This window comes from Nocardia coffeae (genome assembly GCF_019890715.1).
GTDB classification, from domain to species: domain Bacteria; phylum Actinomycetota; class Actinomycetes; order Mycobacteriales; family Mycobacteriaceae; genus Nocardia; species Nocardia jiangxiensis.
Window position 1 is genome coordinate 138,166 of sequence record NZ_JAINZY010000017.1, and the last position, 14,364, is coordinate 152,529.

Genomic DNA, 14,364 nt, shown 5'->3' on the forward strand with positions numbered 1-14,364 from the left:
GCGCTCACGCGATGTTCCGGTGCCCGGTGAAGGCGTGATCCAGCAGTTCGGTGAGTGCGCGCGTCACCGCGAGACGGGCGGTCTCGGTAGGGGAATCCCCTCCGGCGCGATCATCGGTGAGGCGACCGGAACGTTCGGAGCTCTGCCCGGCGAGGCGGTGGAACAGTTCTCCCACATGGCGTTCGGCGATCCGATCGCAGTCCGCGCGTAATCGTTCGATCAGTGCGAGCGCCTCGGCCGAACTCAGTCCGGCATCGACGAGGCGGGTGGCCGGATCGGCTGGCTGCGGAGCGGGACGGCGGATCGCGAGCGTCTTGCGGTCGTCCGGTGCGGGTCCGGCGTTCGCGGTCGGATCGGTCACCGGCTGCGGGCGGGTGACCGCGATCGTGGCCCGCTCGACAGGTTGTCCGGGCACGCCCAGGACCTCGGCGAGCCCGTCACCGCGATCCCATGCCTCGAGCAGTTCGCGGATGCCGTTGAGCTTCATCCCGCGGCTGAGCAGGCGGCTGATGGTCTGCAGCCGGTGCAGATGTCCGGAGCCGTAATAGCCGATGCGACCACGCAACTCGGGAGAGGGCAGCAGACCACGCTCGTGATAGACCCGCACACTGCGCACGGTGGTATCCGCCACCCGCGCCAGCTCATCGATCGTGTATTCCGCCTGCACAGCCAGACCCCCTGGAAGCCCAACTCATCTCGATATGTACCGCGATACAACGGTGCCATGGTCAACGGTATGTCTCTGAAGACCGTAGGTCAATGTACCGTTAATTGACGGCACAATCTATTGCGGTTCGAGTCGATGTGGGTTAGCGTTCGAGTACGGCGAGTTTCGCCGGTTCCGGGGACCGTTGATCGGCCCCGATGACGTCCCTTCCATGGACACGCCGTCCCGCGGCGTGCCCTCGGCATCCTCGGAGACGGCTGTGACCACTTTCGAAATACCCGCACCCATGGCGGGATCGCATACGCCGACACGTGATTCGGCGTCCTCCTCCGCATTTCCGCCCGCGAGCGCGCGGCGACCGTCCTGTGCGGAGGGCCCCAACGACTGGGATCTGGACGTCGGCACGCCCGACTCCTGGCGTGCCGCCGTCCAGATCTGCCAGGACTGTCCGCTGCTGAGTCAGTGCGCGGAATCGGCTCGCGCACTGGCGGATCGGGGTATGGGCCCGCGGTCGATGATCTGGGCGGGCGTGGCCTACGACGCCAACGGGCGGGTTCTGGAGAATCTGGATCGCCATCGGATCGCCGCCGTCGATCACAAGCCTCCGCTGCGGATCATCCGGCACAGCGAGCGCCCCCGGAACGCGGAGCGTGCGTCGGCCGTGCCCCGGCGGCATCTCGTGCTGGGCCGAGGTTTGCAGTCCACCGGCACCGCCTGCGGCTGACCCACTACATTGGCACCGCGAGTCGGCCTCCGGAGTACCGGATCGTCGCTCGCGGCAGCCGAATCCGTCCGTTCCCATCGAGGTGACAGCACAGTGTCAACACCCAGCACTATCATTCGAAGTCTGGTCCCGGCGCGAATGGACCGGTTGCCGTGGGCCAGATTCCACTGGCTCATCGTCGTCGGCCTCGGGGTGTCCTGGATCCTGGACGGGCTGGAGATCCAGATCGTCTCCAGCATGGGCTCGTTGCTGCAGAACCAGCACACCCTGCACCTGACCCACGGTGAGGTCGGTGCGATGGGCTCGTGGTACCTGGCCGGACAGGTGGTGGGCGCGCTGTTCTTCGGCCGGATCACCGACAAACTCGGCCGCAAGAAGCTGTTCATCCTGACCCTGGCGATCTATCTGATCGGCAGCGGGCTGGCCGGGTTCTCCTGGAACGCGATGTCGCTGTTCGTCTTCCGGTTCATCGCGGGCATGGGAATCGGCGGCGAGTACACCGCCATCAACTCCGCGATCGACGAGATCATGCCCTCGAAATACCGCGGCCGGGTGGATATCGCGATCAACGGAACCTACTGGGGCGGTGCGGCTCTGGGCGCCGCGGCCAGTCTGCTGCTGTACAACGAGCACTTCGTGCCCGTCGAATGGGGTTGGCGCATCGGGTTCTTCATCGGCCCGGTACTCGGATTCATCATCATCTTCCTGCGTCGCCAGATCCCGGAGAGCCCGCGGTGGCTGCTGACCCACGGCCGGGCCATGGAGGCCGAACGCACCGTGGACGAGATCGAGGAGCACGTGCGCAGCAGGGGAGTGGACCTGCCGCCGGTGGACGAGAGCCAAGCGCTGGAGATCGTCGAGCGCGATCGGGTGTCCTATCTGCAGATGGCGCGAATCTTCTTCGGCCGCTACCCGTCCCGGTCCTTCCTCGGATTCACCATGATGGTGACCCAGGCATTCCTCTACAACGCCATCTTCTTCACCGAGGCGCAGGTCCTGACCCACTTCTATCACGTGCCCGACGATCACACCGGGTACTACTTCTTCCCCTTCGCGATCGGCAATCTGATCGGCCCGATCGTGCTGGGACCACTGTTCGACAGCATCGGGCGCCGCAAGATGATCTGCGGGACGTACGTGGTGTCCGGTGTCCTACTCGCCCTGTCCGCGTGGGCATTCCACGCCGGGATCCTCAATGCCGCCACACAGACCGCGTTCTGGTGCGTCATCTTCTTCTTCGCCTCGGCCGGTGCGTCCTCGGCCTATCTCACGGTGAGCGAGATCTTCCCGCTGGAGCTGCGCGGCCAGGCCATCTCGTTCTTCTTCGCCATCTCCCAGGGTGCGGGCGGCGTGCTGGCGCCCTATCTGTTCAGCCTCCTGGTGGGCGGGGCCGACAATCCGAGTCCGGATCGGTTGCCGCTGGCGATCGGCTATCTCATCGGAGCGGCGGCGATGATCTTCGGCGGCCTGGTCGCCTGGTTCTTCGGTGTGGACGCCGAGGGGAAGTCCCTGGAACACATCGCCGATCCGCTGTCCAAGGCGAATGCGGACGAGCTCGGGGAGTCCGGTCGAACGCGCGTCTGAGCAGAGCATTCCCGGGCCCGGTCGAGCGCGTCAGTGCTTCGGCCGGGCCCGCTGGGTTCCCAGGGTTGGGATTAATGTGCCGATGTTTGGCGGTACATTAGGTGGCGATATGATTTTCGTCACCTGAAAGGCCGTGTCATGACAGCCGTTCACCCGCCCAGGTCGACCGCTCCGTCCGCAGGCCTACATCACGAGGACACCGGGTATCGCAAATCGCTGCGGCCCAGGCAGCTGCAGATGATCGCCATCGGCGGCGCCATCGGCACCGGATTGTTCCTGGGATCGGCGGATCGGCTCGAACACGCCGGGCCCGGACTGTTCCTGGTGTACGCGGTATGCGGCGTCTTCGTCTTCTTCGTGCTGCGGGCCCTCGGTGAACTGGTCGCACACCGGCCGTCCTCGGGATCGTTCGTGTCCTACGCGCGCGAGTTCTACGGGGAGAAACTGGCTTTCGGCGTCGGCTGGATGTACTTCTTCCACTGGTGCATGACCGGCATCGTCGACATCACCGCCATCGCCACCTATGTGCACTACTGGGGCGTGACCGAGGTCATCCCGCAGTGGGCGATCGCGTTGGTGGCCCTGGTGATCGTGGTCGGGTTCAACCTGATCTCGGTGCGCTGGTTCGGTGAACTGGAATTCTGGGTCGCGCTGATCAAGGTCGTCGCCCTGGTCGCCTTCCTGGTCGTCGGCTCGATCATCCTCGGCGGCCGGTTCACCATCGGCGGGCAGCAGACCGGATTCGGTCTGCTGGCCGCGAACGGCGGGCTGTTCCCGGTCGGTGTGCTGCCGCTGGTCACCGTGACCACGGGTGTGGTATTCGCCTACGCCGCAGTGGAATTGGTCGGCACCGCGGCGGGCGAGGCGGAACGTCCGGAGCAGGTCATGCCGCGCGCGATCAATACCGTGATCGCGCGGATCGCACTGTTCTACGTCGGGTCCCTGGTGCTGCTGGGCCTGCTGCTGCCGTTCGGCGATTTCGTGGGCGGGCAGAGTCCGTTCGTGACCTTCTTCGCCCGGCTCGGCGTGCACGGCGCGGGCAGCATCATGAACCTGGTCGTGCTGACCGCGGGCTTCTCCAGCCTGAACGCCGGGCTGTACTCGACCGGCCGCATTCTGCGCTCGATGTCGGTGAACGGCAGCGCACCGGCCCTGGGCGCGCGGATGTCCAGCTCGGGCGTGCCCTACGTCGGCATTCTCGCCACCGGCGCGATCGCGCTGATCGGCGTCGGTCTCAACGCCGTGGTGCCGGACAAGGCGTTCGAGATCGTGCTGAACATGTCGGCGCTGGGCACCATCACCGCGTGGTCTGTGATCGTGGCCTGCCAGCTGCGCCTGTGGCAATGGAGCCGCAAGGGCCTGGCGCAGCGCCCGGCGTTCCGGCTGCCGGGTGCGCCGTGGACCGGGGTGCTCACGCTGGTGTTCCTGCTCAGCGTGGTCGTGCTGATGGCGGTCAGCGACGACGTCGTGCAACGCGGCGCGGTGATCGCGGTCGTGGTGGTCATGCTGCCGGTGCTGACCACCGGCTGGTTGCTGGCCCGTAAACGGGCCGCCGATGTCGCGGCGACCTGGCGCGCGGTGAGCGCGCAGTCGCCGCACCTGCCCGAACCGCCTGCGCCCGAACCGGATTCGCAGGATCTGACGGTGGATGTGGTGGTCGAGTCCGACCGGACCTGAGCGTCCCGGGGACCGAGCCGACGCCTGGCAAGCATATTCCCACCGGAGGGAACAACTCCTCCACGACGATAGCGATGGCGGACCAGAATGAGAGCCCGACTCACCTATGGGTACGAAAGGTTCCCATGCCCGAGCACTCCGAGGCGCCCGACCAACCGCTGCCGCACCCGTGGGCCAATCGGCGCATGCGCGGAAGCGAGATGCCGCGTCGGTCGACGACTCATCCGTGGGCCACTCGGGGCCCCGTCCCGCCCGAGGGGCGGATCCCGAATCCGGTCCTGTCGGAGCGGTTTTCGGCACAGCGCGCCCGTCCGGTGGCGCGCCGGCGCGACGAGGCCGAGTTCGAACTCGAACTGCTGGCCGAATCCGATTCGGCCGCGGTCGAATCGGACCCCGAGGCCGACACCGGTCGTGGATCGGGCCGCAGCGCCCGGTCCCGGCCCAGTGTGCGCAAGTTGGGTGGCGGGCTGGTGGAGATGCCCAAGGTGACTCCACTCGATCCGCGTGCCGCGGTGCTGACCGATCCCGAAGTACACGAGATCAAACGATTCTGCTGGAAGTGCGATGCGCCGGTCGGCCGCCGGACCACCGACGGCCCCGGGGAGATCAGCGGCACCTGTGCGGCCTGCGGCTCACCGTTCAACTTCCGGCCCGCGCTGGGGCCGGGCGAATTGGTCGCCGGGCAGTACGAGGTCCAGGGCTGCCTCGCGCACGGCGGCCTGGGCTGGGTGTATCTGGCCGTGGACCGCAACGTCAGTGACCGCTGGGTGGTGCTCAAGGGGTTGCAGAATCCGCTCGACTTCGAGGCGCACGTGGTGGCGCTGGCCGAACGGCAGTTCCTCTCGGAGATGGCCTATCCGGGCATCGTCAAGATCCACAACTTCGTCAAGCACGCCTCCGGCGGCCGCGATATCGCGGCCGGATACATCGTCATGGAGTACGTCGGCGGGCGGTCGCTCAAGAAGATGCTCGATGTACTTGCGCCACAGCGTATCCCGGTGGCCGAGGCGATCGCATATTTGATGGAGGTACTGCCCGCGCTGGACTACCTGCATTCGTTCGGCCTGGCCTACAACGATCTCAAACCCGACAACATCATGGTCAGCGAGGACGAGGTCAAACTCATCGACCTCGGCGCGGTCGCCGCACTCGATTCCTACGGAAGTATCTACGGCACACCGGGATACCAGGCGCCGGAGATCACCGAGACCGGGCCGACCGTGGCCGCGGACCTGTATTCGGTCGGGCGGACCCTGGCCGCGCTGATGCTCGAGCTGCCGGTCGAGCGGGACGGCAACCTGGCCCCGGTGATCCCCTCGCCGGAGCAGGAGCCGCTGCTGCGGCGGTATCCGGGATTGCACCGGTTGCTCTGCCGGGCAACCGAACCCGATCCGCGCCGACGTTTCCCCTCGGCGTATGCGATGTACTGCCAGCTGGTCGGAGTGCTGCGGATGGTGCTGGCCGTGGACAGCGGCCGAGAACATCCCCAGGCGTCGGCCGAATTCGCCTCCATACTGGGCGATTTCGGCATCGACACGCTCATCGGACAGACCGATCGCGTGATCGACGGCACGCAGCGCATGCCCATGGTGGATGTGGCCGATGTGGTGGCGGCGCTTCCGGCGCCGCTGATCGACACCGAGGATCCCAGCGCCGAACTGCTGCTGCCGCTGCTGCGCGGTGACCCGCATCAGGTCCTGGACGCGTTGCGGCGCACCAGCGCTCGGATCGCGGCCGGGGTCGTGGCCGAGCCGGAATCCTTCGAACTCGAGGGTGCGCTGGCCGCGGCGCAGGCCCATATCGAGCTGGGTGATGTGGTCCAGGCTCGGGCGTTGCTCGACGAATTGGCTCCCCGTCACGCCGACGACTGGCGCATCGAATGGCATCTCGGTGTCGCCGCGCTGCTGGACGGCGATTTCGAGCTGGGTTACCGGCATTTCGACACCGTGCACTCGATGGTCCCCGGTGAGATCGCCCCGCCGCTGGCGCTGGCCGCCGCCGCGGAGCTGATGCTGCAGCATCTGGACGAACCGGGTGATCCCGATCGGCTGCACGATGCCGCGATGGAGCACTACCGCACGGTGTGGCGCACCAATCACGGCGTGGTCAGCGCCGCGTTCGGGCTGGCCAGGCGGCTGGCCGCGGACGGCGAGCTGCTCGAGGCGGTCGCGGTGCTGGACGAGGTGCCCGCCGCGTCCCGGCATCACGCCATCGCCCAGATGACCGGCTCGCTGCTGCTGGTCTCGCGGCCGACCGCCGAGATCACCGAGCGTGACCTCGACACCGCGGCCGCGCGCCTGACGGCCCTGCCGGACGACCCGCGCACCCTGCAGTTGAAGGTGATCGTGGTGGGTGCGGCGGTGGAGTGGCTGCGCGCCGGCGCCCAGCCCGCGCGGCTGCAGAGCATCCTCGGATTCCCGGTCACCGCTACCGGTTTGCGGCAGGGACTGGAATCGAGTCTGCGCGCACTGGCCCAGATCGCGCCCGACCGTTGGCACCGGTATCGGCTCATCGATCTGGCCAATCAGGTGCGTCCGCGCAGCTGGTGGTGACCGCCGACGGCGGCGATACCCACCCGCGAAGATACCCACGGGTATTTCGGTGTGGTTTCCTTTATGTATGGCGAGTGCGGAGTACACGATCGATGAGCTCGCGCGGGCGGCGGGGACGACGGTGCGCAGTCTTCGCGTGTATCACGAACGCGGCGTGCTGCCCTCCCCGGAGGTCCGTGGCAGAACGGGGTTCTACGGGCCCGAACATCTGAATCGGGTGGCCACCATCAGCCGGTTGCTGGATCGCGGGATCAAGCTCAACGGGATCCGTGAGCTGCTCGAGGCATGGGATCGGGGTGACGATCTCGGTGACATCCTGGGCGTCATCGAGCCGGACGCGTCGACGGAGATCGAACCGTCGTCCGATGACACGATCGCCGCCACCGAACTCGCCGAGCGGTACAGCAACGTCTCGCACGGTCTGGCCCGCGTGGTCGGCCTGGGGTTGTACGAGCCGGTGGACGCGGCGACCTACCGGGTGGTCGATGCGAAGCTGGTGCGGGTGGTCGAGCAGCTGACCGGCATCGGGCTGCCGGCCGAGGAGATTCTCGCCGACCTGGAGAAGATGCGCACCGACTGCGACCGCATCGGGCGCCGGGTGGTGGAGTTGTTCCAGCGCACCGCCTGGTCGCAGTACCAGGAGTCCGGGCGCGGCCCGGATGATCTGGCGCACTTGGCCGATCAGCTCACCGCGACGCGCGCGGTAGCCGTGCAGACCGCCACGGAGCTGGTCGAGCGGTCCATCACCAAATATCTGGACGGCGACACCGAGCTGACCGAAGTGCTCGCCGAGGGCTGAGCCCGACCCGTCTGCGCCCGGCGGATCGCGCCGCGCAGGGCGTCACCGCGCGGGCGTGGCCCCGCATATCTCATATCGTCGCGAAGTTCCCAGCAGTGGAAAGCTTGCGAGTTTAATGTGCCGTTGTCTAGCGGTACATTAAACGGGTGATAAGCACTGCTCGCGAGATCGACGTCGCCGGGCAGCCCTTCTTATAAGACGTCGACGGACGGTACCAAGATGAATGTCTCGAAGCTCAACGGTGTTCAGCGGAATCCCTTCGGTTCGCGGTTCCTGACCTGCGTCGCGGTGGCGGTCGCGGTGTCGATCGGTTCGGCGGGCCTGGCAGGTGCGGCTCCCGGATCGGGCGGCGGCGGCCACAGCAGTGGCGGCGGGCACTCGAGTCCGGCCGGTACGTCGCACTCCGGCACGAGCTCGCCGGGATCACACAACAGCGGGACGCCCAGCGTCCACTCGGGACCGTCCTACTCGGGGCCGTCCCACTCGTCCCCATCGCTCTCGTCTCCCTCGCTCTCGTCCCCTTCGCAGCATTCCGCGCCCGCGCAGTCGGCCCCCGCGAATTCGCTCTCCAATCCGACCGGTCCCGCGCAGTCGGCCCCGCGTCACAGTGAGCAGGGCAACGTGGTCCCGAACATCACCCTGCCGCATCGGTCGAATCCTGACGGGAGTCAGAACTCGGTTCCGGCCCCGGCGGCGGATCTGCAGCGGTCCCTGCCGGTTCCGGCGCCCGGCTCGGCCTTCAATCAGTGGCTGCGGGACGGTGCGATGCTCTGGAACATCATGGCTCCGCCGGTGCAGCCGGATCCGCAGAACAGCGTGGCGCCCAACAACAGCCACGGCGGTTGCAACGCCACCCGCCCGCAGTGCGGCTGAGGAACGCGAACGGTTCCCGGAACTGGGAATCGGCTGTGGATGTGCCGATGGTGTTTGACGGTACGGTGTCGGCAACATAGTTTCGATTTCAACAGTTGGTTGCGGCGGGTCCGTGCGGCGCGCGGCACCCTCGCCCCCGAAACTGATGTCTTGCCTGTTCGGCCGTTGCCGTGGTGCCGGAACCTTCCGCCCGGAAATGTTGTTCGTCTACGTATCTTGGCGGATGTTTCCGCGATCGCCGCGGGGTTGCATGCTTGGCATGGGGTCGTTTGGAGTACCGCGCACCAGCCCGTGGCTGACGGTGGAGATGTTGGCGCCCGAAGGCATGTCGGCGGCGTCGGTCGGCGGAGAGCCGCGGGAGTTCGCCGGTTGGCAGCGCGTCGTGCAGCGGCTGCTGGCCAAGATGCCCTCGGCCTACGGCCTGTCCACCAGAACTGCCTGCGAGGCCCTCACGACCGCGTCCCGCGATGCGGTCGATGTGGATCTGCGGGTGGTGACCGATGCCGGTCCGCACCGGATGCTCGCCCGCCCGGTCCTCGGGCCCGCGGGTGACGTGCACGCGGTGCGGCTGTGGATCGGACCGGCCGATGCGCGAGCGCCGCTGCCGCCTCCCGCGGTCGGCGGGATCTGGGACATGGCCTCGCAGACCGTCCGGTTGCCCGCCGGGGTGACCGAACTGGCCGGGATGTCGCCGGAGCATTACGCGCCGACGATGTCGATCGCGGAGCTGTTCCATCGCTGGACCGGTTTCGACCGGCACGCCGAGGTGCTGGATCTGCTCTACGATCCGAATCCGGGTGCGAGCCTGCAATTCGAAGTGACAGTGGGGATTTCGGCCCGCTGGCTGATCTCCATGCGAGCGCGCGACGATCTGCGCACCCAGGGTGCGTGGCTGCTGATCGAGGACACCGGCCCGGTCGATCCCGGTGCGCAGGTGACCACGCTGGAGCGGGTCGCCCTGCGCGAGGCGCATCGTCGCGCCGGGACGCATCTGGGCGTGCTGCAGGTGGAGCACGCGAGTATTTCGCACTGGCTGACCGATCCGGCGCCCTGGGTGCGCTGGGACAATCTGGCCTCCCCGGTCGAAGTGTTCCATCCGGACGACCGTGCGCAGCTGGCCGAGGTGGCCGAACGGCTGCGCTCGGGCCTGGCCGCGACGGTGTCCCTGCGGGTGCTGAACCATTGCGGCGGTTACACTCCCGCGTCGCTGTCGCTGTATCCCTATCCCGGTTACTCGGCCCGGCATCTGGCGATCGCCGAATTCGTGCGCTCCGCGGTGCCGGAGGAGTCCGTATCGGTCAAACCCGCCCGCATGGTGGTGGAACGGACGCGGTGTCGCACGGCGATGGCCGAGGAGCCTGTGCCCGTGCGTGGTCGAGTCTCCTGGCGTGAACCGTGATCTCCTCGGTGGTGATGGATTGTTGCAGCTGGTGAGAGGCGCATTAACGTAGATGTATCATCGAGTGGTATGAATATCGCCGAACTGCACCGGTTGGTTCGTGTGCTGCGCGAGATCGCGTCGAGTTCGACCGGGTACACCGGTGATCGGCAGATGTCGGCCGGGATGGTGGCGATCGTGCAGGATGTCACCGGGCATCCGGACTCGGCCATCGGCGATATCGCCGAACGGACCGGTCTGGCGCAGAGCTTCGTCTCGAAAACCGTTGTGCGCCTGCGGGAACAGGGTATCTTCCAGGTTTCTCAGGATCCCCGCGACGGTCGCCGCACGCTGGTCGCCGTGCGCCCCGGCAGCGCGGCGCGCAAACAGGTGCCCGACACCTCGATGCCCATCGAGGAGGGCGTGCGCGCGGTATTCCCGGAGCTCACCGATGCGCAGATGAACCGAATCATGTTGGGCCTGAGCGTCCTGGCCGACGAGATTCTCGGTGACCGCACACCCGAGCCGCGGATTTCTCCCCAGCGAGCGCGGACCTGATTGCCGGCGATCGCCGCGGTGCACGAATCTCGCCGCCCGCGAAGGCATTTCCCGATCACGGGAAGATATCGCGATCGGCCTTTCCGGGAATTTCGGTAGATTCGGGCCATGCTCGCCGCATTCCCCGACGTCGCACGTTACTACCCCTCGACCTCCGAGGCGTGGGAATGGCAGCTCGACGGACATTGTCGCGGAGTGGATTCGGAGGTTTTCTTCCATCCCGACGGTGAGCGCGGCCGGGCTCGCATCGAACGCGCTTACCTGGCCAAACGCATCTGCCACAGCTGTCCGGTACTGGATCGCTGCCGGGAGTACGCACTCGCGGTCGGTGAGCCGTTCGGAGTGTGGGGCGGAATGACCGAGGAGGAGCGCCGGACGTTTCTGGAGAATTCCCGGACGTCGCGATCACGCACCGAACATCGGACACCGCACAGTGGTTATCGAACCTCCTGGGGCCGAGTGCCATTGGCATGACTGACGGCGATCTGTACCCGGGAGGTGAAGTCGAGTTTGGCCAGAATGCTCGAGACGTGCGTCTGCACGGTTCGCCGGGACAGCAGCATCTGCGCGGCGATCTGGGAATTCGACAAACCCTCGGTGACGAAATCGGCGACCCGCCGTTCGGTGGGAGTCAGTGCGGCCCAACCGGATTTCGGGCGGTTGCGCGGGCCGCGGCGGCCGTGCCGCAGCCCCAGACTGCGCAGTCGGGCCTCCGCGCGCGCGACCGCCCATTGCGCATCCATCCCGGCGTACACCTCGACGGCCGCGTCCGAGGCCGAGCGCGCGGCATCCGTGCGGCCCGCCCGCGCGTACACCGCGGCCAGGTTCTCCTGCGCGTGCGCGGTGTAGAACGGTCGCCCGGCCGCGGTGAACAGTTCGGCCGACTCGGCGAGCAGGCCCGGATCCTGTTGTGCCAGACCGGTACACAGCAGCGCGGTGGCATGCCGGGAGCTGGTCGCGATCCGCTCGTCGGACTGCTGCGCGGCGCGCGCGATCGCCTCCAGATCCGCCGGACGTTCGGTGACCGCCGCGAGCCGGGCCATCTCCGGATAGATGTGGTAGAGCGTGATCTCGGTCCACGGCGACTCGACCCGCGCGCACGTGGCCAGCAGCAGATCCAGCGCCTCGCCGGGCCGCCGGTCGCGTTCGAGGGCCACCGCCCGAGCCCAGGCGCGCACGTGCAGACCCGTGCGGCCGGCGATGTCGTCGATCAGCGGCGGGATGGAATCCGGTGTGTCGGTGAAGGTTCCCCGGTAGACGCCGATCAGGGCGATCAGGCTCGGCGCGACGCGCGCGTAGCCGAACACGTCCGCGGTGTCGTGGCATCGGGCCAGTGCGGCCAGAGCGTCGTCCCAGCGGCCGCTGGTGAAATGCAGTTTGCCCACTGCCAGCAGGTTCGCGGTCTGCATCGCGCCGCCGCTGCGCTCCTCGTAATCGACCGTGGCGGTGAGGACCTCCTCGGCCCGCTCGGGCTGGTCCAGTTCCATCAGGCACTGGCCGCTGACCAGGTACGGATTGAAGTGCGCGAAGGTGCTGCGGCCCTGACTCAGGGCCTCGTACTGCCGAATCAGGTTGTCGCCCAGCTCGATACATTCCTCGAGGCGGCCCTGGTAGTACCGGACCAGTCCGAGCGCGAACTGCGCCATGCCGATCGAGACCGGATCGGCGAGTTCGAAACCGAGGGTGCGGGCGCGATCGGCGGCCCGTTCCGCGTCGTCGAGCCGATCCAGCAGATGGGAGACCACGGCCAGGACGCCCTGATGCCGCGCCTCGCGGACCGGGGGCGCGCCCTCGCGCACGGCCGTGGTCGAAACCTCGTGTGCGGCAGCGACTTTGCCCTGGGCAAGACATGCCTGGGAGAGCAGCCACAGGAAATCCCCGCGCTGCCGCTGCCCGGGGTCGGGCAGTCCTTCCAGAGCTTCGCGCGCCACGCGCTCGGCCTCGGCCGCGCGCCCGCTCCACAGCAGGGCGCGCACGAGGAGCATTCGCAGCCGATTCGCGGCGGGGGCCTGCGGATCCGAGGTGATGGTCGTGCTCAGCAGTCGCACGGCGCTCTCGGGTGCGCGGATCATCAGCCGGTTCGCCGAGGTGAGCAACCAGTCGATGCTCGCCGAATCCAGCTGGACTCCGGCCGAAATCAGATATCCGGCAATGCGTTCGATCGGTCCGCCCGTGCCGATCAGGGTCTGCGCGGCATGCCACTGCAGACTGGCCCGGGTGGTCCCGGGCACCTGGTCGGCGAACACCCGGCGGATCAGATCGTGCCGGAAGATCAGGCCCGTGCGTCCGGAGATCAGCACCCCGACATCGGTTGCCAGGGCGACGATCTCCTCGATCTCCGCGGCCCCGGCTCCCAGCACGCTGGCCAGCTCGCCCGCCTCGACGCCCGCGCCCAGGGCGGCCGCGAGCGAGAGCACCCGCTGCGCATTCGTCGGCAGATAGTCCAGGCGGCGCAGGATCGCCTCGGTCAGCGAGACCGGAAGGTGTGGGTCGGCGCCTGCACCGGGCGCCCCGGTGGCGAGTTCCGCCGCCCCGTCGGCGGTGATCGTGAGCTGTCCGGCCTGCCGCAGCCCGGCCACCAATTCGGTGATGAACAAGGGATTTCCGGCCGCCCAGGTGAGCGCGCGGACCAGCCCGGGGCCGACCGGCGCGCCGAGTATGGCCGCGGCGAGTTCCGCGCCGGCCGGATCGTCCAGTGGCTCGAGTCGCACCTGGGCCGCGCCCGCCCCGGTCACCCGCTCGATGACCTCGCTCACCACGCCCTCGCGCGGGAGCGGGCGCAGCGCGAGCACGATCAGCAGGGGCAACTCGTCGATCAGCTCCGCGAGCCGTTCGATCGTGCGCAGCGTGGCCGGATCCGCCCAGTGCGCATCGTCCACGACGACCGCGACCGGACCTGTGGCACAGAGCGTTTCGACGATCTCGGCGAAGGTGTCGATCACGGAGTTCGCCCAGCCGACCGCATCGCCCGCGGCCGTGGCGTCGCCACGCAGCAGCGACCGCGAGCGGTCGATCAGCTCCGCCGGGATCGCGTCGGTGAACCAGTCGGCGGTCGACCAGGTCCGCGTCGCCGCGAACGGCGTGTGCATCTCGAGTTCGCTGGCGGCGCAGGCCAATACCCGCATGTGCACCCGGTCCGCCGAGTCGACGATCCGCTCGAGCAGTGAGGTCTTGCCGACCCCGGGCGCACCGTCGATGATCACGACGCCGCCGTGTCCGGCGACGGTTCGTGCGAGCCGCTCGGCGACGACGATCAGCTCGCGTTCGCGGCCGACCAGGCGACGATCGTGCGCGCCGTCCTCGCCGCCGCCATGGGAAACGTCCGACATACCAACTCCAGCTCCTGCCAGGCGCTCGATACTACTCACCGGCGGCCCCTCGCCGAACATTCGGGCACTGCTCACTTTTCGCGATCGGTGTGTCGCATTTGTCCGAGTCGGCGTGTCGCCTCGGCTCCGCAACCCTTCCCGTCCGTGAGAATTCCGCAAGTAATGTGCCGTTGACTAACGGTACATTATTCCTCGTGATGAGCCTCGGGCGCGCCGGTCACGA

11 protein-coding genes are annotated in these 14,364 nt (G+C 67.8%); 9 read left to right on the forward strand and 2 right to left on the reverse strand.

Going from position 1 to position 14,364, the window contains the following annotated elements; translation table 11 throughout:
- Positions 1-4 precede the first annotated feature (4 nt).
- On the reverse strand, positions 5-667 hold the full coding sequence (locus tag K7711_RS40355; RefSeq protein ID WP_308015170.1) for a MerR family transcriptional regulator: 663 nt from the start codon (positions 665-667) through the stop codon (positions 5-7).
- 259 nt (positions 668-926) lie between these two features.
- On the opposite strand from K7711_RS40355, the gene K7711_RS40360 reads away from it, so the two are divergent.
- The 9 genes from K7711_RS40360 (at position 927) to K7711_RS40400 (ending at position 11,286) form a co-directional block, all read left to right on the forward strand.
- Positions 927-1,391 (forward strand): hypothetical protein, encoded by a 465-nt coding sequence (locus tag K7711_RS40360; protein ID WP_222977064.1) that lies wholly within the window; start codon positions 927-929, stop codon positions 1,389-1,391.
- Positions 1,392-1,529: 138 nt separating this feature from the next.
- Positions 1,530-2,975 (forward strand): MFS transporter, encoded by a 1,446-nt coding sequence (locus tag K7711_RS40365; protein WP_222977066.1) that lies wholly within the window; start codon positions 1,530-1,532, stop codon positions 2,973-2,975.
- A 138-nt stretch (positions 2,976-3,113) separates the two neighbouring features.
- Complete coding sequence (locus K7711_RS40370; protein WP_222977069.1) at positions 3,114-4,652, forward strand: amino acid permease; 1,539 nt, start codon at positions 3,114-3,116, stop codon at positions 4,650-4,652.
- Positions 4,653-4,777: 125 nt separating this feature from the next.
- Positions 4,778-7,204, forward strand: coding sequence for a serine/threonine-protein kinase (locus tag K7711_RS40375; protein WP_222977084.1), 2,427 nt, complete (start codon positions 4,778-4,780; stop codon positions 7,202-7,204).
- Positions 7,205-7,271: 67 nt separating this feature from the next.
- Positions 7,272-8,003 (forward strand): MerR family transcriptional regulator, encoded by a 732-nt coding sequence (locus K7711_RS40380; RefSeq protein WP_222977086.1) that lies wholly within the window; start codon positions 7,272-7,274, stop codon positions 8,001-8,003.
- A gap of 219 nt (positions 8,004-8,222) precedes the next feature.
- Entirely contained in the window at positions 8,223-8,876 is a 654-nt protein-coding gene (locus K7711_RS40385) for a hypothetical protein (protein ID WP_222977088.1), read from the forward strand.
- A gap of 259 nt (positions 8,877-9,135) precedes the next feature.
- Complete coding sequence (locus K7711_RS40390) at positions 9,136-10,275, forward strand: GAF domain-containing protein (RefSeq protein ID WP_235748530.1); 1,140 nt, start codon at positions 9,136-9,138, stop codon at positions 10,273-10,275.
- A gap of 69 nt (positions 10,276-10,344) precedes the next feature.
- Positions 10,345-10,812: a winged helix DNA-binding protein gene (locus tag K7711_RS40395; RefSeq protein WP_222977096.1), complete on the forward strand. Its 468-nt coding sequence runs from the start codon at positions 10,345-10,347 to the stop codon at positions 10,810-10,812.
- A 108-nt stretch (positions 10,813-10,920) separates the two neighbouring features.
- Positions 10,921-11,286 carry a WhiB family transcriptional regulator gene (locus K7711_RS40400; protein WP_222977098.1) on the forward strand — a complete coding sequence of 122 codons (366 nt, stop codon included), beginning with the start codon at positions 10,921-10,923 and terminating at the stop codon, positions 11,284-11,286.
- Here the strand turns inward: K7711_RS40400 and K7711_RS40405 are convergent.
- Positions 11,250-14,141 carry an ATP-binding protein gene (locus K7711_RS40405; protein ID WP_222977100.1) on the reverse strand — a complete coding sequence of 964 codons (2,892 nt, stop codon included), beginning with the start codon at positions 14,139-14,141 and terminating at the stop codon, positions 11,250-11,252. The genes K7711_RS40400 and K7711_RS40405 overlap by 37 nt on opposite strands.
- Positions 14,142-14,364: the final 223 nt, after the last annotated feature.

Bases quoted from the DNA above. Each gene is read 5' to 3' on its own strand.
- K7711_RS40395 (WP_222977096.1), top strand. From the start codon at position 10,345: ATGAATATCGCCGAACTGCACCGGTTGGTTCGTGTGCTGCGCGAGATC.
- K7711_RS40390 (WP_235748530.1), top strand. From the start codon at position 9,136: ATGGGGTCGTTTGGAGTACCGCGCACCAGCCCGTGGCTGACGGTGGAG.
- K7711_RS40400 (WP_222977098.1), top strand. From the start codon at position 10,921: ATGCTCGCCGCATTCCCCGACGTCGCACGTTACTACCCCTCGACCTCC.
- K7711_RS40385 (WP_222977088.1), top strand. From the start codon at position 8,223: ATGAATGTCTCGAAGCTCAACGGTGTTCAGCGGAATCCCTTCGGTTCG.
- K7711_RS40405 (WP_222977100.1), bottom strand. From the start codon at position 14,141: ATGTCGGACGTTTCCCATGGCGGCGGCGAGGACGGCGCGCACGATCGT.
- K7711_RS40370 (WP_222977069.1), top strand. From the start codon at position 3,114: ATGACAGCCGTTCACCCGCCCAGGTCGACCGCTCCGTCCGCAGGCCTA.
- K7711_RS40365 (WP_222977066.1), top strand. From the start codon at position 1,530: ATGGACCGGTTGCCGTGGGCCAGATTCCACTGGCTCATCGTCGTCGGC.
- K7711_RS40380 (WP_222977086.1), top strand. From the start codon at position 7,272: ATGGCGAGTGCGGAGTACACGATCGATGAGCTCGCGCGGGCGGCGGGG.
- K7711_RS40375 (WP_222977084.1), top strand. From the start codon at position 4,778: ATGCCCGAGCACTCCGAGGCGCCCGACCAACCGCTGCCGCACCCGTGG.